Source organism: Aquimarina sp. AU474, assembly GCF_900312815.1.
Taxonomy (GTDB): Bacteria; Bacteroidota; Bacteroidia; order Flavobacteriales; family Flavobacteriaceae; genus Aquimarina.
Map to the genome: position 1 here is coordinate 488,424 of NZ_OMPE01000008.1, position 20,955 is coordinate 509,378.

15 protein-coding genes are annotated in these 20,955 nt (G+C 32.7%); 9 read left to right on the forward strand and 6 right to left on the reverse strand.

The genetic code is table 11. The annotated features are described in order from the left end of the window. Positions 1 to 2: 2 nt before the first annotated feature. On the forward strand, positions 3 to 3,278 hold the full coding sequence (locus tag DK508_RS12040) for a M1 family aminopeptidase (RefSeq protein WP_109301005.1): 3,276 nt from the start codon (positions 3 to 5) through the stop codon (positions 3,276 to 3,278). 172 nt (positions 3,279 to 3,450) lie between these two features. On the opposite strand, the gene DK508_RS12045 is transcribed toward DK508_RS12040, so the two are convergent. Both DK508_RS12045 and DK508_RS12050 read right to left on the reverse strand, forming a co-directional pair. Next, complete coding sequence (locus DK508_RS12045; protein WP_109301006.1) at positions 3,451 to 4,149, reverse strand: LytTR family DNA-binding domain-containing protein; 699 nt, start codon at positions 4,147 to 4,149, stop codon at positions 3,451 to 3,453. Positions 4,150 to 4,153: 4 nt separating this feature from the next. Continuing rightward, positions 4,154 to 5,791, reverse strand: coding sequence for a histidine kinase (locus tag DK508_RS12050; protein WP_160114677.1), 1,638 nt, complete (start codon positions 5,789 to 5,791; stop codon positions 4,154 to 4,156). A 298-nt stretch (positions 5,792 to 6,089) separates the two neighbouring features. Here DK508_RS12050 and DK508_RS12055 point away from each other — a divergent pair, with 298 nt between their 5' ends. From DK508_RS12055 to DK508_RS12090, 7 genes are all read left to right on the forward strand, one after another. Then, entirely contained in the window at positions 6,090 to 6,980 is an 891-nt protein-coding gene (locus DK508_RS12055) for a DUF5050 domain-containing protein (protein WP_109301008.1), read from the forward strand. Between the two features lie 62 nt (positions 6,981 to 7,042). Then, positions 7,043 to 9,091, forward strand: coding sequence for a serine hydrolase (locus DK508_RS21355; protein ID WP_200831869.1), 2,049 nt, complete (start codon positions 7,043 to 7,045; stop codon positions 9,089 to 9,091). 179 nt (positions 9,092 to 9,270) lie between these two features. Beyond that, positions 9,271 to 10,923 (forward strand): tetratricopeptide repeat protein, encoded by a 1,653-nt coding sequence (locus DK508_RS12070; protein WP_109301009.1) that lies wholly within the window; start codon positions 9,271 to 9,273, stop codon positions 10,921 to 10,923. Positions 10,924 to 11,266: 343 nt separating this feature from the next. Further along, positions 11,267 to 11,620 (forward strand): hypothetical protein, encoded by a 354-nt coding sequence (locus DK508_RS12075; RefSeq protein ID WP_109301010.1) that lies wholly within the window; start codon positions 11,267 to 11,269, stop codon positions 11,618 to 11,620. Positions 11,621 to 11,627: 7 nt separating this feature from the next. Beyond that, positions 11,628 to 12,176 carry a hypothetical protein gene (locus DK508_RS12080; protein WP_109301011.1) on the forward strand — a complete coding sequence of 183 codons (549 nt, stop codon included), beginning with the start codon at positions 11,628 to 11,630 and terminating at the stop codon, positions 12,174 to 12,176. A gap of 76 nt (positions 12,177 to 12,252) precedes the next feature. Further along, a complete protein-coding gene (locus DK508_RS12085) occupies positions 12,253 to 12,636 on the forward strand; it encodes a hypothetical protein (protein WP_109301012.1) in 384 nt (127 codons plus the stop codon). Next, entirely contained in the window at positions 12,555 to 13,079 is a 525-nt protein-coding gene (locus tag DK508_RS12090) for a CHAP domain-containing protein (RefSeq protein ID WP_109301013.1), read from the forward strand. Before DK508_RS12085 ends, DK508_RS12090 begins: the two co-directional genes overlap by 82 nt. A gap of 314 nt (positions 13,080 to 13,393) precedes the next feature. Here the strand turns inward: DK508_RS12090 and DK508_RS12095 are convergent, their stop codons facing one another. Both DK508_RS12095 and DK508_RS12100 read right to left on the reverse strand, forming a co-directional pair. Further along, positions 13,394 to 15,673, reverse strand: coding sequence for a lytic polysaccharide monooxygenase (locus tag DK508_RS12095; protein WP_109301014.1), 2,280 nt, complete (start codon positions 15,671 to 15,673; stop codon positions 13,394 to 13,396). A 194-nt stretch (positions 15,674 to 15,867) separates the two neighbouring features. Further along, positions 15,868 to 17,004, reverse strand: a complete 1,137-nt coding sequence (locus DK508_RS12100; protein ID WP_109301015.1) for an AraC family transcriptional regulator — start codon at positions 17,002 to 17,004, stop codon at positions 15,868 to 15,870. A gap of 203 nt (positions 17,005 to 17,207) precedes the next feature. Here DK508_RS12100 and DK508_RS12105 point away from each other — a divergent pair, with 203 nt between their 5' ends. Beyond that, positions 17,208 to 18,860 (forward strand): serine hydrolase, encoded by a 1,653-nt coding sequence (locus DK508_RS12105; RefSeq protein WP_109301016.1) that lies wholly within the window; start codon positions 17,208 to 17,210, stop codon positions 18,858 to 18,860. A gap of 57 nt (positions 18,861 to 18,917) precedes the next feature. Here DK508_RS12105 and DK508_RS12110 read toward each other — a convergent pair whose 3' ends face one another. Both DK508_RS12110 and DK508_RS12115 read right to left on the reverse strand, forming a co-directional pair. Continuing rightward, entirely contained in the window at positions 18,918 to 20,327 is a 1,410-nt protein-coding gene (locus tag DK508_RS12110) for a S41 family peptidase (RefSeq protein ID WP_109301017.1), read from the reverse strand. Between the two features lie 88 nt (positions 20,328 to 20,415). Then, positions 20,416 to 20,928, reverse strand: coding sequence for a hypothetical protein (locus DK508_RS12115; RefSeq protein ID WP_160114678.1), 513 nt, complete (start codon positions 20,926 to 20,928; stop codon positions 20,416 to 20,418). Positions 20,929 to 20,955 lie beyond the last annotated feature (27 nt).

Below are 20,955 nucleotides of genomic sequence, written 5' to 3' on the forward strand. Positions count from 1 at the left end.
TTATGTGGTACGAAATATTCAAATTTGAACTTAAATATAGAGTTAATCGCCCTGAAACGTATGTGTTTTTTGGTTTTCTTTTTCTGTTTTCTATTATTGGAATTGATTTTATTTTTCAAGGAGTAGAATTAGGCTTAATGAAAAAAAATGCGCCTTTGGTCATAGCAAAAACAATGGCCGCGATTACAGGGATTTTTATGATCATGACATCTATGATTATGGGTGTTCCTATTTTACGAGATTTTCAATATGACACAGAAGCATTATTGTTTATAAATCCAATTACAAAATTTGATTATTTGTTAGGCAGATTTTTAGGATCTTTTATCACTTTATTATTCATTTTTAGTGGATTGTTATTTGGTATGATGCTAGGTTCACAAATGCCGTGGCATAAAGAGCAAGAAATGTTGGCATTTAGTGCATTTACTTATATTCAATCATTTACAGTTGTTGTAGTGCCAACATTGTTTTTTGGAGCTTGTGTGTTTTTCGTATCGGGAATGTTAAGCAAAAAATTATTAGTAGTGTACACCCAAGGTATTGTATTGTTTGTAATGTTTTTATTAACCAAAGCCATTACAAATGAATATGTACAAGGCATATTTGACCCTTTTTCATTAACAACTCTAACACAGGTAGCTAAAGATTGGTCGGTAGGTGAGCGTAACACATTAGGGATTTCATTAAATGGGATTCTATTGCATAATAAACTCTTTTGGGTTGTATTAGGAGTAATCGTTCTACTATTTGGGTATCGCAAATTTTCTTTTAGTACACTTGCTAAAAAATCAAAAAGAAGATGGAATAAAAAAACAAATGTTATTGAGAATAGTTCAAATAAAAACTATCCTATTCCAAAAGCTTTGCTACACCATAATTTTAAAGCCCAATGTCTCCAGTTATTTAAACTTTCTAAATTTTATTCCCTTTCATTATTAAAAGAAACTTCATTTTGGGCAATTATTATTTGTGGAATTATCATTATTGTGATCAATTCTGTGAATTTAGGAACTGTCTATGGTGTAGATAGTTATCCAGCGACACATTTTATAATTGCAGAACTCCAAGAAATGTCTATGTACTTTTTCATTATCATATTACTTTTCTATTCGGGTGAACTTATTTGGAAAGAGCGAGCCATTAAGCAATATGTATTAAATGACACCACATCTATAAATAACATTATCACATTAACAGGTAAATTTTTAGCACTTATTAATATCTATATTGTTTTAATGTTGAGCTTAATTGTTACCGGAATACTGTTCCAAGTTGCAAGTGGTTATTATAGATTTGATTTGGACGTTTATTTTTCAGGGTTCTTTGTTGAAATACTTCCATACTTAATATTATATACTTTTATTGCATTTTTCTTTCAAGTAATAAGCAAGAATAAGTTCATAGGTATCTTTTTGGTACTTGTTTTTTTTATTATCAATATTAGTTCAGAATTTTTCGGATTTCAACATAGTTTATACAAATTTGGAGGTAAAACTCTAGGGACATATTCAGAAATGAATGGTTACGGACACTTTTTAAAACCATATCTCTGGATTAAAGCCTATTGGCTAATATTTGGGATTATACTTTTAATCACAAGCGCTTTGATTATGGTTAGAGGAACAGAAACGAGTTTATGGAAGCGTGTAAAGACCATAAAAAACCAAATTACAAACCCTATTTTATATTTCGGAATTTCGTCAATTACTATATTTCTGGTTATTGGTATCTATATATTTTATAACACCAATATTTTAAATACGTATTGGACCAATTCACAGGAACAAAATTTTAGAGTTAATTATGAAAAAACACTAAAGCCTTTGGAATATATACCACAACCACAGATAACTAATGTGAGTTTAGCCGTTGAATTATATCCCAAAACTAGAAGTTATGAAATTAAAGGAATGTACACGCTAAAAAATACAACTAATGAACAGATAAGTGAAATTCATATTCAGAAATTGATAGCATCACATGTTATACTTAAAGATGTTATTTTTGAAGGCGGTGCAACTGCAAATACACAATATAATGAGTTCGATTATACAATTTACAACTTGTCCAAACCATTACAACCCAAAAGTTCTATACAAATGAACTTTAAACAGTCTTTCAGTCCTAAAGGGTTTGAAGACGATAACTCTAGCACACAAATTGTACATAACGGAACTTTTTTCAATAATAGTATACTTCCATCTATTGGTTATAATAGCAAATATGAACTTGACCATGAAGATGATCGTATCACAAACGGGTTAAAACCAAGACCTCATAAAGCGAAAATTGACGATGGTAGAGAACTTATTAATTCTCGTTCTGGAGGTGATTCAGATGGAATTAATTTAGAAATTACAATCGGTACAAGCAAAAATCAAACGGCTATAGTGCCAGGTAAATTACAAAAACAATGGATGAAAAATAATCGCAACTACTTTCATTATAAAATGGACCAACCGATAATTAATTTTTATTCTATTGTTTCTGCAAATTATGAAATTAAAAAAGATAATTGGATATCTAACGACACATTGACAAAACCAGTAGATCTAGAAATATATTATCACAAAGATCATATCTACAATCTAGATAGAATGATGGCAGGAATGAAAGCATCATTAACTTACTTGAGCACAAACTTTAGTCCTTATCAATATCAGCAATTGCGTATTATGGAATTTCCACGTTATGCTGAATTTGCACAGTCGTTTCCTAGTACAATTCCATTTTCAGAAGCTATGGGGTTTGTTTTAAACATTAACAATACATCCGATGTGGATATGCCATTTTATATAACCGCTCACGAAGTTGCACATCAATGGTTCGGAATGCAAGTAGAAGCGGCCAATGTACAAGGGCGTAATTTTATTTTAGAAACGTTGGCGCAATATTCGGCAATAATGGTATTAAAAGAGAACTACCCCGAAGAAAAAGTGCAGCAATTTTTAGAATTACAAAAAGAAATTTATGATACAAAAAGAAAAAAAGCAGCTGTAGAACCATCACTAGCACTAGTAGAAAATCAAGATTTTGTGTACTACAACAAAGGAGCAATAGCTATGTACAATTTACAACAGCTTATAGGAGAGGACAAGGTTAATCTTGCGTTACAGAGGTTTATTAAAGATTGGAGAAGTTATAGAGGAAAACTAAAAATGGAAACCAATCGTTATGCTACTTCAAAAGATTTGCTTAAATATTTTAGAGCGGTGGCACCTAGAGATTTACATCAGGCTATTCATGATTTGTTTGAAACAATTAAAGAAATATAAATGCATAGAAGTATGACGAAGATTTTATGAACGGTATACTAATCTCAAAAACTTTGATTAAAAAAAGCCAGAAGTTTCAGGTTAGTTTAATAACTGAAGGGTATCAACAATATAGTAATTAACTTAATCATTTTTTTATAAGAAACACCAATAGGAATTTCTACATCCTACATCAAAGCCACTTCATTTTTATGTCTTTGTATTTGGTTCTCCCTATAGGAATACGCTCTCCATTTTTAAGTTCGGCTATGTATTTGCTTCCTGATTCTACAATAATTTCATTTATCTCAGACATTTTTACCATGTATGATTTGTGGATGCGTTCAAAAGAATATGATAATAATTGTTCTAACTTTTCGAGGGATTTGTCATGTAGTTCTTTTCTTCCTTCGGCTAGAAAGAGTTCTGTATACGCTCCAGCACCTTTTATGTACAATACATCTGCAATAGGTATCAGTTGTATTCGTTGTCTTTTTTTTACTGCTAAAAACTTTATCTCCTTTGCCGCTGTTTTTTCCTTGCTGATAATTTTGTGTAAGGCTTTCTCCAACCGATCCCTTTTAAAAGGTTTGGGTACAAAATCTAAAACCCCATATTCAAAAGCATTAATAGCCTGATCTTTATAGGCAGAAACAATTATAGTATGAAATGATCCAGAAACCGCTGTGGTAAGCAAGTCAAAACCACTATCGCCATTAAGGTTCAAATCCAGAAGAACAAGATCCAATGTGTTATTTTCAATAAACTGTAATGCCTCATATAGTGTATTAATATGTGTTAGCGATTGTAGGGTATCCCTAAAAATATCACGAGTCATTCGTTCAATTCTTTTGGCGATTCTTGATTCGTCTTCAACAATTAAAATATGCATCTCTTTAGGAATATATTTTTATGGTGTTTTTCCAACCATGGCGTATTGGTTCTGAGGTAAAATCCCATTGTTTGTGATAACTCTCTGTAAGTCTAGCTTTTATATATTTAAGCCCTGTACCTTCTTCTATTTTATTCGTTTTTCTTTTAACAGGAACAGCGAAGGTTAAAAATGTATAACATATATAATTACTATTCGACTCAAAAACAAGTTTAAATTTAATACTATTATCTTCTAAAGGTAAGCTATGTGTAATTCCATTTTCTAATAGCGTATGAAGAATTCCAGGTGGTATTTTTTGTTTGAAATCTATTCCTTCTTCTTCCCAATAATAGTTGATTTCTCTCCGATACTCCATAATCTCAAGATGTGTACGGCAAAGTGTTATTTCTTGAGAAATAGGTATTAATGTTTGATTTTCTATCTGATTAAAAAGATCAAATTCTTTTGCTAATGCATCTATAAACAAAACTCCTTTCTGCGGTGCTTCTTCTACCCAATCCATTAATGAAGTTAAGGTGTTCATTAAAAAATGAGGTTGAATATTTTTTTTGAGTAATTCGAGGCGTAGGCGCGTAGATTGAACCAAAGAAATTTCATAAGCAAGTCGTTGTTCTTTAATTCTAAGGGAAAGTAAATAAAACATTCCAAGAAGAATAATACTAAAACTGATGAAAATACCGATACTAAAACGAGTAACAAAATTAATACCCAAAGATAAAAGAAGTGTCAACAGTACGAGACGAGCACCTTTCATTTTTTTATAGACCCCAAACGCCACAATCCCAAATGAAAACAACCACATGCTTAAAGTCATATTATTGGCTGTTAATTCGAAAACATGTTTTGATAGGAAAAATAATAATAGAAAGCCTAGATAAATAGTGAATAGTAATTTTCGATACGGAAAAGGAAATTGCATCGAAAAATAGAACGGAATCAAAAAAGAAATACCAAGCATTAGAGTACCTATGATCTGCAAACGTACGATATGCATACTATAATGGATAGGTATATAGGCTTTACTGTATTCTGCTAATATCAATGTAAAAAAGAGAAAACAACTAATACTAAAAATTAGTGTTGCATATTCCTTTTTGTTACTTAAAAAGAGAAATAGAAAATAGAAAGAAGCGATAAGAAAAGCTCCCGCAAAAAGATGCATATAGGACGATTCGGTGAGTCGATCATTTAATAGATCATCATAATAGTCCATTTCTAACCCCCATATTCCAGAATGATCAGGAAAATAATAAAGACTTGAACGTATAGCCAATAGATGTTTGCCCTTTGCTGTTAGATGACTAGGAATGCTAAAAGTGGCCCACATTTTCCCTTCAGGGGATAGTATCGTTTCCTGACCAGGATTCCCGTTTCTTCCAATCAAAACCCCATCCCAAAAAACTTCATATTCTCCATAAACATCCAGTTGGATTCCGTAAGGATGTAATGACTCAGAGGTTTTCAAAATATCAATTGGAGTCCGTAACCAGTAAATCTTACCATCAAACACTATTGGTTTTTCTTTTTCCCAGTACTGATCATTCAGGTTCTTGGCCGCCCATTCTTGTTGATCTCCAACCTTGAATACGGTCTTATGTTTCTTAAAAACTGGGGTTTGCGAACAGGAAGTAACAAGCAATATCAAACATATTAAAAGGAAATGGAGCAAGGATTTCAAGTTCATTTTTGATGCAGTATTACAGATGCAAGCTAACCATTATGCAATTGCTTTTAGAGTCGTTCATTAGGATATAGAGCAGTTGGTGAAATTTACATTGGATACTCGAGAGAAAAAAACATCTTTTGCAAGGTACAAAATATCAAAAAAACATAACTGCTAACAGAAGCATCGATTATACATCACTTGGAACATTCATAGGCATAAAAAAAATGATTTAACCAGAGGAAACCTGTTAAATATTCAAAAGGAAGAAAACATGAAAACTAAAAATTTGAAACCCGTAAACCTCTTATTGCTTTTAACTTTCCTACTTGGTTTTTTTGCTTTTTGCCAGGAGAGTGATAAATCAAAACCCTATACAATTGGGTATACATCATTACCATCGGGCATTATAGAAATTTATCAAAAGAATACTGAAGGTAAATCAACTATAAAAAGTACAAATGAAAATGGTGGTTATGTAGCTTGGTCTCCTGATGGAAAACGCATTGCTTTTTATGCAAAATATGATGACAAAAAGACTTGGTCTATTCATACCATGAATAGTGATGGTACGAATAGAAAACGATTAACTCATGCAAAAAACAAATGGGATAATGCTCCTGATTGGTCTCCAGATGGAACAAAAATTGTTTTTGCAAGAGAGTATAAAGATGCTGAGGGGCTTTGGCATCCCGAAATTTGGATCATGAATTCTAATGGTAGTGAGAAGACTCAAATAAAGTCACTAAAAGGGAGTAACCCTTATTTTACTCCTGATGGTAGAATTGTATTTTCTTGGGAATTCGAAGATAAGACTAGTGCTATAAGTATAGCAGATATTGATGGAAAAAATATCATTCAGCTAACACATAATGGTGCTAAAGAATGGCATCCAGATGTTTCAGCTGATGGCAAACAAATAGCTTTTATGTCTGATAGAGATGGAAACTTTGAAATTTATGTCATGGATATAAACGGCTATAATCAAAAGCGATTAACATATAATGATGTTCGTGATTCTATGCCATCCTGGTCACCAGATGGTTCTCAACTAATCTTTATTTCAAAAACGGATGGCATACCTACGATTTATAGTATGAATAAGGATGGCTCATCAGTAAAAAAAATAATATCCAATGGGGGACAGGCCGCCTGGTTTAAATAACTAAACAAAATAAGAAAATGAGAACTAGCAATCTTTCTCTCACTATCAAACACTTATAAATTATGAAAAACAAAAAAGGACTTGTGTTTCTAATGCTTCTTATACTTACACATAGTAGTTTTGCCCAACAAAGTGATTATCTGGCACCAGAAGCTACAGCCGCGGAAACAAAACTTTCATATAGGGATATTCCCAATCTCAAAAAAGTCTTTATCGATGCAGCGCCAAAGAATAGAAAAGACGGTATCCAAATGGGTGAATTAGGCGTGGATGGTGGTAATAAAGCGATGATTCTAAAGCTTGCTCAGGAGATCGCAGACAATAAATATGGTAAATACGATAGCTTTCTTATTGCCCACAAGGGTAAACTCCTTTTTGAATCGTATTATTTACGTGGTCGCATTAATCTACCACATTACCAAGCGTCGACTACTAAGACTTATACTAGTTTGGCTCTAGGTCGTGTTATCCAGATGGGATATTTGACCATGGCCGATTTAGACAAGCCACTGGTAAGCTTTCTCAAAGACCTGGATCCAACAAAATTTGTTGAAGGTGTAGAAAAGATCACGCTAAACCAAGCCCTAACGATGCGTACTGGTATCCGAATTAGTAAAGAAAAGGAAGAAGAATTTAAGAAAAACCCTAGAGCGCTAAAAGGACAAGGGAGGATTCAAGTTTTACTTGAGAATAGCGCACCTATCACTACAGAATCTCAGAGTTTTAAATATGGTTATGGCCCTGGCATGGTGATGCAAGTTATCGATGCGGTAGTACCCGGTACGGCCAAAGATTTTATTGAAAACGAACTTCTCGACAAAATGAACATCACGAATTATGGTTGGCGAACAGCCATAAGTGGATTACCAGAATCTGGTTGGCGTACAAGATTCACTTCACGAGATATGATTAAGTGGGGAACCTTGGCTATGAACAAAGGGAAATGGAATGGAGAACAGTTGGTTCCTGAAACATATATTGCCAAAGCAACTAGTAGAATCCTCTATACAGGTGATGATGACGTCTACGGTGGTGGCAAAGATGTTTCTAATCAAGGGTATGGTTATTTCTGGTGGAATGGAGATTTGAAAGTTGGCAATAAAAGTTATTTCAGTACATCTGCTCAGGGCGGTAACGGCCAGTATATCATTCTAATCGAGGAGTTGGACTTAATGGTTGTGATTACTGCTCATGATAATGATAACAGTACCTTGCAAATAACGGCAGAAAGGATCATACCCGCTTTTACTCAAAATTCTACTTCAATGATGCGTGATAATGATGATAACCAAAATGATTACCCAGCTTTAGAAGAGCGATATCTTGGTCAAAAACCACCAGGTTTAATTCCAGAACCTTTTGCTCACGGTAGGGTGACCACAAAAAATTGGGAGTATGGTGGTGTTTTTACGCCCAATCTGAAAGAATTTTATTTTATCAGAGAAGTTATCGACATTGATGGAAATAAAAAACAAGAATTTGTTGTTATTGAAAATAAGTTTAATGAATGGAAGGAGTCTGTTATTTCTCCTAGAGTGGGGCAACCCTTCATTTCACCAGATGGTATGACCATGCATTTGGGAAAAAGATATAAGAAGCGCAACCAAGGTGGAGATTGGTTAGAGATCAAAAAATTAGGTTCTCCTTTTGAAGAGATACAGATCATGCGTCTTACAGCATCGTTACAAGGAACTTATGTTTTTGATGAGATTGGTATGCCAGATGGAGATGGTGTTATTCGATATTCTCGATTAATAAACGGGAAACGTGAGGAACCTAGACCTTTTGGTAAAGAAATCAATACCGGAAAAATGAACGCTCATCCTTTTATCTCCCCAGATGAATCCTATTTGATATGGGATGGTGAACGAGATAGTGGATATGGAGATTCTGATATCTATATAAGCTTTAAACAGCAAGATGGTTCGTGGGGTGCTGCAATTAATTTGGGAGATAAGATAAATACAGAAGCTTGGGAAGCCGCAGCAACCGTGACTCCGGATGGCAAATATCTTTTCTTTAATAGAAACATGGACTCAGGCGATTATGAAAATGTAGATATATTTTGGGTAGATGCAAAGATTATTGAGGACCTAAGACCCAAACAATAATTCATAAAACAAATTGATGTTATTACCAGATAGTGTTTGAGTGTAAAATGGTTGTATATAAGAAGTCTGTGATGTTTCAAGTAACAATACCTACGTTTCAACGTAAAGTACTACTATTAAGAAGGGACTAAAGCAATATTTGTGATATAATTAATAATAACTACATCAATTATTATATCATGAAAAAAATACTTTTTATATTAAATCTGTTGTTGTTTTTGCAATTGCCGGCCCAAACAAAAACAAGTTCAGCACAATGGCAAGAAGATCTTCGTTTTATTCAAAACACGATACATAAAGACTATTCGTTTCTTTTTGTAAAAACGACAAAACAAGATTTTGACACTCAGGTAGAAACACTATATAATGATATTCCTAACTTACAAGAACACGAAATCCGTGTGGGATTGGCACGTATGATATCTCTGTTTAAATATGGTCATACACAAATTACTTATGGTACAACTGCCAAGAGCGGAATTTTACCCATCAATCTGTACCATTTTAATGATGGTATATATATCGAAGGTGTTCAAAAAGATCAAAAAAATGTTTTAGGTGCAAAGGTCTTGAAGATAGGTGAAACACCTATAGACAAAGCTTTAGAATTGATTTATCCTGTAGTTCCTGTAGAAAATGAGCAATACTTTAAAGCCTATGGTCTACGATTTTTAATATCGCCAGAAGTATTACATGCACAACGCGTTATTCCAGAACTTTCGGAAACTGTTACGCTTACTTTAGAAAAAGAAGGAAAGATTTTTACCCATGTGTTTAAAACTATCAATATAAAAGATAAGCCCAAAGCCTTCAATTTCACATTGCCGACAGAGGAGTGGCTTACGGCACGCAATACCGAGACAACTCCATTGTATTTAAAACATTTTGCAGATAAATTGTATTATTTTGAATATTTAGAAGATATAAACACACTCTATGTTAGACAAAGCTCGGTATTTGATGATCCTAACGAGACACTTGAACAGTTTTATAAACGACTGTTTCAATTTATTGATACGCATAGTATAGAAAAGTTAGTCTATGATGTTCGTCTTAATGGTGGCGGTAATAATTACAACAATCTTCCATTAATAAAAGGTTTAATGGCAAGACCTAAAATAAATAAAAAGGGTAATTTCTATTTTATTATTGGTCGTGATACGTTTTCGGCATGTCAAAATTTAACTAATGAAATCACTAGGTATACAGAGGCTATTTTGGTGGGTGAACCCACTTCAGAAAATGTCAATTTTTATGGAGATGCACGACCAGTAGTATTACCCAATAGTAAAATTACGGCGTATTTATCGTATTTATGGTGGCAAGATATGCCAGCATTAGAAAATGCAAATTGGATAGCGCCTAGTATTCCTGTTACCATGAGTTTTGATGCATATGCAAGTAATCAAGATCCTGTACTTGATGCAGCATTAACTTTTAACGCACTAGGTTTTAAACCGAAGCCAATGGAATATATAACAGAGTTATACGTATCTGGACAAGCACAAAAGTTGGCTCAAGAACTTCCTAAAATGATACAAGATCCACGGTATGTTTTTTGTGATTTTGAAACAGAATTAAATAAAAAAGGAAACCTTTTATTGCAAACTGGTCATGTGCCACAAATTCAGGCTTCTATTCAAGTGTTTTCAAGTATTTTACAGTTTTTCCCTAATTCGGCAAGTACATATAAAAATCTTGGGGCAGCATATACCGCGTTACAAGACACTGATAAAGCTAGAGAAGTACTCAAAAAGGCTATTTCTTTGGATCCAGATGGCGATATCGGTAAAGCCACCAAAGAAATGCTTTTACAAACAAAATTTAATTAAATGATTCAAGAACAACAATGTAAATTAATTGCTTGATAAGTTTTAATCAAATCATTTAGAAAGAAATTATCAGAACAAAACACAGAATTTCCGATCAAGAACCTGAAGCCTTCACGCCAATGTAAGACATAAACTTTTGAAGAGGAAATAATTGAATATTATAACGTAGTGAATTAGAAATCATAAAATAACGTTGTAAGAATAAAATTGATCAATTATAAATATTGATTATGTACTATATTTTTATTTTATAAATATAATTCATACTTTTAAAGAATTGAATTTCAAAATATTACCCCGTACTCAGAGATTTCTGGGTATGGGGTTTTTTTATAAAGGTTAGATGAAAAATTTCTTCACACAATACTTACCCTTAATTCTGCTAGGAGTTTTGGTGTTCATAAGTTTAACTACACTATTTAAAATCCCTAAAAACTTGGAAAATGCAATCAACAGTATTAATTCGGCTAATAAAAATATTAATTCTTCATTAGAAATTTTAAAAGCTCAAAAAGTACGCCTGGATAGTTTAGAAAAGATTAATCAAGGGTTATTAGTTGAATTATCAAAAATAAAAGAATCTAATTCCGAAATTTCGACATCAATTGAAAAAAGGTTAAAAACTGCACAATGGTACTTGACTAAAATAAGGAAAGATATAGAAAAGCTTCCTAAAGATTTTTCACCTATTAATTAATCCTATTATGTCTAAAATGAACATTACTCTTATTCTATTTTGCCTCCTAATTGGCCATATTTCTGCTCAAGACATAGTCAATTTACCCGAATTAGATCAGGTCCACGTAGATGTAGATACTATTATTAAAAAGAATGAATACCTATTAAAAGTAGATATAGATACTCTATTTGTAATTAACAAAGTAGGTTTACTTGAATATAACAATTGTATTAATTCTTACAGTGAATTATTAGATAAATGTAAAGAATATGATGAGGTTGGTTCAATCATTAATACTATAAGTTTTGAGTTTGATAGTTTGACTTCTAATATCAAATCACTTGAATCTAAATATGAACTAAGTCTCATGGAAAATATCAAGAACAACAAGTTATTAAGAGAAGAAAATCAATTAATAAGTAAGAGCTTAGTTAAAACAAAAGAGCATTTAGATTCTGCCAAATTAAAATTGAAACGCGAACGTTGGAACGTTAGTGGGAAAAAAATATTGTGGGGTGCCGGAGGTCTTATCATAGGTGTTTTAGTAGGAGGATCGTTAATTGCCAATAATTAATTTAATTGGAACTCATGTATTCATTAAAGATAGTGTTATCCAAGTTCGAATTAGAAGAAATATAAATTAAATAATAATGAAAAAATTAAGATTTTTGATTCAGTTATGGGACGGGATTTGGTCCGTTCCAATTGCTTTTTCCTTATTTATATTCATAGCTATTCTTGGGCAAAAAATATTTGGTTCAGGGGTCGGTTTTTATGATCCTGCTTTTTGGCAGGCAGCATTATTAGCAGCGGGAGAGCTAATTTTCTTTAATCTTATTGTTTTTTTAGGCTTATACTTCAATTTTAGACATATTTGGAAATACTATAAGGGTGAAAAAAATGAAAACCAGTTAATAAATAAATCAAAAGAAGACTTTAATAATATTAAGCCATGGCAAAGATTAGTTTTATTGTTATTTCTATACTGTTTTTACACTTTAATTTTGGTTACGCTATACAAAGTACATGTGTAAAAGAAACATATGATGATGAAATTGGAGTTCGAGAAGCGACTGGGAATAACGACGGAAAAGATGTTGAGAAATATCTAAAATCAGTTGATTTAGGTAAAGGGAATGCGTGGTGTGCGGCATTTGTGCATTGGGTGTTTGAGCAATGTGGTGTTGAAAATTCAATTAATGCATGGTCGCCAACAGCAGAAAATAAGAAAAACTTTGTTTGGAATAAAAAACAATGGTATAAAAAACCAAAAAGTGGAGATGTATTTTGTCTTTATTATTCTTCAAAAAGACGAATAGGTCATACTGGATTTTTTGACCTAATGATAAATAGTAAAATTTATCAAACAGTAGAAGGAAATACAGATGCAACAGGCGGGAGTGAGGGGGATGGTGTTTATAGAAGAAAAAGAAGTATCAATTCTACCTATTCAATTTCTAGGTGGTTAAAAAATTAATCATTATTCTTTAGTTTTTTCTTATCAAAAGTTTCTTTAAAAAAGTAATGGAATATGCTTGACCCGAAGCGAATATTAGGATGAAATGTAAATATATGGGGAATGGTAAGTAAATTCGATTCGAATTTTTAAATAAAAAATATTCCTGTAACAAGAATTATGAATATCACCCAAAGTGTAATAAGTAACTTTTTTGGACCTGTTAAATTTTTCACACCCCGTAAGCGTAGAATACCCCAATAAAAAAACAACCTTCTAAAATATAGAAGGTTGTTTGTTCTAAAAATTAGCTCTGTTTTAAACGGAAATTACTCTTAGTGTATTACTAGTTTTAAGCTACGTTTGATACCAGAACGATCTAAAATTCTTACCAAATATAGACCGGATTTAATCTCAGAAATATCGATGGTCATTTTGGTAGTATTTGTAGGTACTTTTAACGATTTTAATTCCTTTCCACTAAGGTCAGAAATCGTAATGATACTATTCTTTAAATCTGTAGTATTTTGTACCGAGATACTTGTGGTTGCAGGATTTGGGAACATTTCAAAGGATATGTTTTCGATCTCATTTTCTCTATTTACTACAGTTTCGCAGCTTGGTGCTGTTGTTGAATTACTAAAATAAATGGAGTAATCATTAGCTACCAGCACAAAATTTCTTTGATCGGTAGTTACAAAATAATCTCCATCCAGACCAGGAATACCGGTACCAATTAAAGAAATTTGAGGATTGGTCTCATTGAAATTTTGTGTAGCATTTGAAAAATCAATATACCACGGAGCTGTATTTAAATTAAAGGAAAATTGATATAAACCATTATTTGCTAGATTCCAATTTAGCGTAAACAGAGTGATATTGTCCAAATTTGGACCACCAGTTCCTAATACATAGATATTATCATAAGATGTATTTATACTAACTAAAGGAGTTTCTGTTGGTGCCCCAAAAGAGCAATCACCTGTAGGTGGGTCAATAATAACATCATCTGTAACTGTAATCATAACCGAAGCGGTATCAGTTTCTCCATTTTCATCGCTAACGGTAACTGTGGCGGTATAGTTTCCTGTTGTATAGGTATGTGTCGAAATAGCTTCTGTTCCAGAAGTTCCATCACCGTAATCAATAGTATAGGTAAGTGTATCGTTATCTGCATCTGTAGATCCCGAAGCGTCTAATACTACATCCAGAGGAGTAATTCCGGTAATTGGAGTAGCGGTTAGGGCAGCTACAGGAGCTGTATTTACGGGATCTGTAATATCAGCACACGGGGGTGCCGTATCCGAATTGCTGAAATAAATTGTGAAATCTCCTGTGGTAGAAACTAGCACCAGATTATCTACATCTAAGGTTACATAATAGCTTCCATCTAACCCAACAAAGCTAGAACCGGTAATCGTGATTTGTGATCCGGCGGCATTAAAGTTTTGCGTGGACACAGCGATTAAATCATTATACCAGTTTGGAATACCATTATTGGTACTTAGTGAAAATTGGTATAAACCATTATTTCCTAAATCCCAGTTGATAGAACAGTTGGCGATATTATCCAAATTAGGACCACCATCTCCCAATACATAAATATTGGAATATGAATTATTTACCGAAGGTAATGGTGTAGCTCTTGGCGTATCAAAAGGGCAAATAATTTCTTCGCATGCGGTATCTACTATTAAATCAATTGTTTGTACAATACCGCTACTAAAAACGCCATCACTAACGGTTAGAGTTACCATTGCGCTATCTTGATTGGCATAGCTATGAGAAACATTAACACCTTGAGCAGTCGTACCATCTCCAAAATCCCAGGAATAGGTTAGCGTATCTCCATTAGGATCAAAAGAATCACTGGCATCAAACGCCACATCTGGACCACCACATCGACCATTATCACTTGTGAACAATGCCACAGGAGGTTTTGGCTCTGTAGTTTGCCCAAAATCAACATCACTAGTAGAGTAAAAAGCTTCTTCAGTAAGAGATCGTTGCCAAATACTATAAATAACGTGTTTACCAGTTCTTGCAGGTAGCACCACATCTATATTGTCAATTGCAGATGCTACTCGCGGTCCTGTGCGAACCAGGAGTTCTAAACTATCCCATGTAAGGGGTTGATCGGGAGTCCAATCTGCTTTGGTGATATACACATCAAAATACAATGTTTGATGTGGCGCAGTATTGGTCCAGGTTACAGTAAATGGGCCAGGAGTAACTGGTGTAGATATCCAATCATCTCGTACTTGATCGAGTCCACCGTATTTATCAGGTCTTCCCGCACTGGCTAGATTACCATCTGCGATAATTTCTTGATGCATACCATTAGCATCCATACGGGCAACTTCATTCCAGTCATACAAGGCTTGAGTACCATACATGGCAACTGCATCTATACACGCTGGCGAATCTGGACTCTCGGGATTTTCTTGGAAACAAATCCAAACTCTACTGGGAGGACTTGTTACGGTACCGTGTGAAAAAATGGTTTGAAGACTAGGAAAAATGAAGGCTACGCATAAAAATAGTGGCGCAGAACATTTTCTTAGGTAGGAAATGATCCGACCTAAAATTTCGGTTTTAGAGTTTACGTTTTTCATGTTGTTATTGAATTGTTAGTAATGAATTACTTTTTCAAAAAAAACAGGGTGGTTCAATAACGAATATTAAAATAGCACTTATAATTCTTATGATCAATGAATTAACAATTTTTAATTTAATATTTAACATAAATGAGCATGCTATGATGTATACATTCTCAAATACTTAATAATTACTACGAGGTTGTTTTTTATTAATATTCTTTAAGTTTTTGCGAGTTCTCAACCTTTCTAATATATTCTGTAGGAGTAAAATTAGTGATCTCTTTAAAGGCTTTGTAAAAAGTAGACTTTGAATTAAACCCAACTTCAAATGCTATAGAAATTAACGTAAATTCTTTATGTCTATTTTCATTTATTCTTTGTAAAAAATACTCAACTCGATATTCGTTAACCAGTTCATAAAAAGTTTTTTTGTAGATATTATTTAGAACCCATGATAATTTATTGGTTGTAGTATTAATTTCATTAGCTAGAATTGATAAACTCAATTCTGGTCGGCAATATCCTTTCTTTTCTTCTAAAAAGCTGTCAATTAGATTTTTAATCTTATTTATTTCTTTTTCGTCAAGCTTATTCTTCTTTTTAGCTTCGTTTTCCTTATTTAAGAGTAATCTAATTTTAAATACCTCTGGATGTTTTAAATTATAAAAACCTACTATATAAATTTGTATACCAAAGATCAAACATGATATGTCCCAGATCATTCTAATATCGATTGGTAATTTTACAACAAAGCGTTCAATAATGCCTAACAACCAAAAAAACATATACACCAACAAGCAAATGAGCATAATTTTTATATACTTTATGATGGTTTGATTAAAGGATAATTCTTCTTCTTCTTTTTTCTTATAGTAACTTAATAGTCTATTAGATTTGAATAAATATGCTGAAATAAAAACAAAAAATATAACATCGTTACAAAACAATAAAGTAGCAAAATAACCGCTAACATCTTTTATTGAATCATAAATATACATATGAAAAAAACAGTAACCCAAATACAATAATGCAGGCGAATAGTGATAGTATGGTAACTGATAGTTTCCATTTTTATAAAAAAGTAACCGCCTAATATAAGTATAAACTAATGGCCCAATAAAAAGATAAAAAGTATTAATGATATTACCATACAGCCTCAAAAAGTCTCTTTCAAATTGAGAGCCCAAAGCTCTTTCAAATAAAAAAACGCTATAAATAGCCAATAAGTATTGTATAATCCTGTTTGCTCCTGTATGCTTCTTAGGGATATATTGAATAGCGAAGATTAAAAAAATACACTGACCAATAATCAATACCAGAAAAAGCTCATATAGTGATATACTCATCCTCTTATCATTTTAATACTGTTGTGTTTTGGTCCAACATAAAAATAAGTTTAATATTTCTTATCATTTCGTTTAGTTAGAATTTGATGTTCATATACAGACAAAAAAATAGTCTGATACTATAGTTTAGGACATCTAATAACGACAATCGTTACATCTGATGACGAAAAAAAGTTTTCTTTACAAAAAATCAAATTACAATTATGAAATCAAATTGTTTATTTATCCTTATTACATGTCTATTAATATCATGTAAGAATAATAGTCAGTCAAAACCAGATAATACAACTGCAAACGAAATAGAAAACTTATATTTCTCAAAAGTTGATGTTACAAAAATTAAAACTAAAATTACCTCAGAGGATTACTCAAATAATTTCAATCTGAATAAAGATAAATTTCTAACCATTATTTTCACCTTAGATAAACCGTTGATACAAAGTCTTCAAGAATTAGCCCCAACCTTATCTGAAGAGGAATTGTTAAGCAAAGGAAATTTTCAATTTTCATATATAGTAGATGGAGAATTAATCTATGTGGAGAACTTAGGCACTGGAGCGGGACCAAAAACACGTAAAACAGAAGCACTTAGACAAGTAGTACCCATAATAACACCAGAAAGAATTAATTTTTGGGGTTGGTTTATGTGGCAACGGTTTATGAAAGTTAATGGTGGGATAGATGTGTTTACAGAAGGAAATCACACATTAAGTATAGAAATAAAGCCTTATTTAAGGGATGATACGTTAAAAGTAGGCCCTCTTTTGGCAAAAGGAAATATCGCTATAGAAGTGCCTAAAATAGATATAAATGAAAATTTAGTTCCTGTTCAGAAAATACAACCTAATAGTGGTTGGGAAATTTCTAAAGATAATTTTGATAACCATAAAATTGAAGCACTTAATAGAAAAATAGCAGAAGGTAGGTTTGAAGATATTAACGGAATTGTAGTGATAAAAGATGGTAAACTCTTAATAGAGGAATATTTTAATGGTGCCACAAGAGATGGTTTACACAACCCTAGATCGGTAGGAAAGTCATTTGCCTCTACAATAATGGGCATTGCAATTAAGGACAAATTCTTAAAAGATGAAAATGCTTTATTAAAAGACTTTTATGATTTAAAATCATTCAAAAATTATAGTGCAAAGAAAGATTCTGTAACGTTAAAATCACTTTTAACCATGAGTTCTGGATTTCTTGGTAATGATTGGGATCAAGACAATCCAGGGACCGAAGATAAGATGCAATCCACTGATAATTGGGTGAAATTTGCGTTAAATTTACCCATGCATGAAGATAAAGTAATAGGTAAGGATTATAATTATTTCACTGCTGGTGTTGGTTTGCTAGGGGATATTATGCATAAAACAGTTCCTGATGGATTGGTCTCTTATGCCGATAAAAAATTATTTGCTCCATTAGGTATTACCAATTATAAGTGGTTTTACACTCCTCAAAATATTGCATATACAGGTGGAGGAATAGAACTTCGGGCTGTGGACTTTGCAAAATATGGCCAATTATATAAAAACAAAGGACTTTGGAATGGTAAACAAATCTTAACTGAAGAATGGGCAGAAAAAAGTTTAGCCAAACAAGTATCACAATCTTATGCAGGAATAGAAGATGGATATTATGGTTATCTTTTTTGGAATAATTCATATAATGTAAATGGTAAAAATTATGAAGTTTCTTTTTGCTCGGGCAACGGAGGCAATAAAATCCTTATTTTTAATGACATTCCTTTTGTTATAGTGATCACTGCTTCGGCATATGGTAAACCATATGCTCGCATCGATGTTGATAAAATGATTACTGATTATATATTGCCTGCAATACTAGAAAAAAAATAAAGCAGTAAAACAAGGCTGTCCAAAAAGACAGCCTTGTTTTACTGCTTTAGAAATCACTTAATTCTTTAGTATTTCCAAAGCGCGTTCTATTCCGCTATCCTTTTCTTCTTGAAAATCTTGAGTTGATAAAAATGGTACTCGATTTTCTTGATTTTCTGGGCCAATTCCAACAACTTCAAAAACCTCTCCTTGGGCATCACTATATATTTCATTAGACAACCCTATTTCGGCTCCATTAGGTAATACATGCGTAAGAATAGTAGAAAAAGCACCGCTGGTATTTTCTCCAACAATCGATACATAAGGCAAATCTTTGAGACATAGCGCAAAAAGTTCTGCTGCACTTATGGTGTAAGGACTTGTAAGCAAAATGATATCATCGGTAAATTGAAAATTACCTTTAGGAGCTACAGAAAAAGACATGTTTTCGGTAAAATTATCTCCTAATCTGGCTTTTTTGAAATAGGAGATTCGCTCTTGATTTATAAAACGAGATACCATATTCAAAGCTACTGTATCGTACCCACCACTATTAAAACGAATGTCAATAATAAGTTTTGAAACTCCGGAGTCGTTAAGGTCATTCATCATTCTGTCTAAAACAGCATTTAAGGTCGAGATTTCGTTATCAAAATCGGTTCCGTAGGTTTCCATATAAAGAATATTAATATATCCCACATTACCAATTAACCCCCAAATAATATTCTCTCGTTCATCTATCTCAAAATTACCGCCTAAATATTCTTCTGTAATCGTAATTATTTTTTGGTTACCAAGGTCAAAAAAATCATCTTCATTCTCAAGAATCAGCTCTCCACTTAAATTTGCATTTAGCCGTTCGAATAATGTTAGATTTCCGGATTCAATTTGGATAGCATTGGCATCATCTACAATGCTCACATGGCCATCATCTAATACGTAGGCAAGCTCTTCTAGCGTATCATAAAAGTTTTCTGTAGTAATCTGATCTCGAAGGTTTTCATATATATCCCAATCAATATTTCTGGTTTCGAAAAAGGCATAATAATCATTAAAAATATTCCAGAAATGATCAAAATTAACCTTAGGATCTTCGGTATCAGAAATCATATCCGGAAGACAATTGGGATTCTGATCTGGTAATCTGGTAAATACCAATTCTGAATCTGATAGTTCTGAAGAGGCTATGAGCTCATTTTCGGTAATACGATCAAAATCAAACCCAAAAAAATCTTGAAGAACAAAATCATCGTTTTGAACTGAACAGCCTGTCGAGTTAAAGTTGTAAAATACATTGGTATCAGCGGCAAATTCGAAAACCCAGCCTTTTTCTTCTATAGACCAAAATCCATTCATCCAATCTTCTGGTGGAGTAGTAGAACCATCATCAAACTGACAGGAATTAAAAATTAATACAATACATAGTAGAAAGCATGCTTTAATATGCTTTGTTATTTCTGTTTTCGTGATCATATATGAATTTGTCATAGTTTATTTTTTGAAATTATTAGTATAATTGAAAGTAGAGGAATACGTTTTTTTTCTATTTTAAAAATCAGTACGATTTTGGATATCCTCAAAAACGATATCCTATTCTAAGGTTAACATAAGGTGCAAAAACTACTTCTCTTCGATATCCAAGCCCTCCACCAACTCCAACTTCATAATTAAAATGATCGCCAAGATTTCTTCTTATACCCCAAGTGGGAGCCATAAACATTCGATTTACATCATTATCTTCAGCCTCTAAAGCCGTACGGAAATGATAACTAGCCCTTAGCGAGAAGTAATTACCACTATTACCATCTATTCTTTTATTCTTATCGGCACGCTCATTTAGATTATAGTACCAACGTGGTTCTAATGCTAGTATCGGTACAATATTGGCTGTATTTACACCTCCTAAACCTATTTCGCTTCGTAAAGCCACTTGATTTGATAATTTTAACTCATTGTGAGCCCATATGCCCAATAATCCAATTTGAATACCAAATACAGATTTTTCTACCGATACATCATCTTTTGCATTTTGAGAAAACCCGAAATATGAACTCATTACTAAAAGGAAAACGAAAACTAGTTTGATCATTCTAAACGTTATTTTAAAATTTTACAT

Bases quoted from the DNA above. Each gene is read 5' to 3' on its own strand.
- DK508_RS12055 (WP_109301008.1), top strand. From the start codon at position 6,090: ATGAAAACTAAAAATTTGAAACCCGTAAACCTCTTATTGCTTTTAACT.
- DK508_RS12070 (WP_109301009.1), top strand. From the start codon at position 9,271: ATGAAAAAAATACTTTTTATATTAAATCTGTTGTTGTTTTTGCAATTG.
- DK508_RS12075 (WP_109301010.1), top strand. From the start codon at position 11,267: ATGAAAAATTTCTTCACACAATACTTACCCTTAATTCTGCTAGGAGTT.
- DK508_RS12105 (WP_109301016.1), top strand. From the start codon at position 17,208: ATGAAATCAAATTGTTTATTTATCCTTATTACATGTCTATTAATATCA.
- DK508_RS12100 (WP_109301015.1), bottom strand. From the start codon at position 17,004: ATGAGTATATCACTATATGAGCTTTTTCTGGTATTGATTATTGGTCAG.
- DK508_RS12110 (WP_109301017.1), bottom strand. From the start codon at position 20,327: ATGACAAATTCATATATGATCACGAAAACAGAAATAACAAAGCATATT.
- DK508_RS21355 (WP_200831869.1), top strand. From the start codon at position 7,043: ATGAAAAACAAAAAAGGACTTGTGTTTCTAATGCTTCTTATACTTACA.
- DK508_RS12040 (WP_109301005.1), top strand. From the start codon at position 3: ATGTGGTACGAAATATTCAAATTTGAACTTAAATATAGAGTTAATCGC.
- DK508_RS12090 (WP_109301013.1), top strand. From the start codon at position 12,555: ATGGCAAAGATTAGTTTTATTGTTATTTCTATACTGTTTTTACACTTT.
- DK508_RS12085 (WP_109301012.1), top strand. From the start codon at position 12,253: ATGAAAAAATTAAGATTTTTGATTCAGTTATGGGACGGGATTTGGTCC.
- DK508_RS12080 (WP_109301011.1), top strand. From the start codon at position 11,628: ATGTCTAAAATGAACATTACTCTTATTCTATTTTGCCTCCTAATTGGC.
- DK508_RS12045 (WP_109301006.1), bottom strand. From the start codon at position 4,149: ATGCATATTTTAATTGTTGAAGACGAATCAAGAATCGCCAAAAGAATT.
- DK508_RS12115 (WP_160114678.1), bottom strand. From the start codon at position 20,928: ATGATCAAACTAGTTTTCGTTTTCCTTTTAGTAATGAGTTCATATTTC.
- DK508_RS12095 (WP_109301014.1), bottom strand. From the start codon at position 15,673: ATGAAAAACGTAAACTCTAAAACCGAAATTTTAGGTCGGATCATTTCC.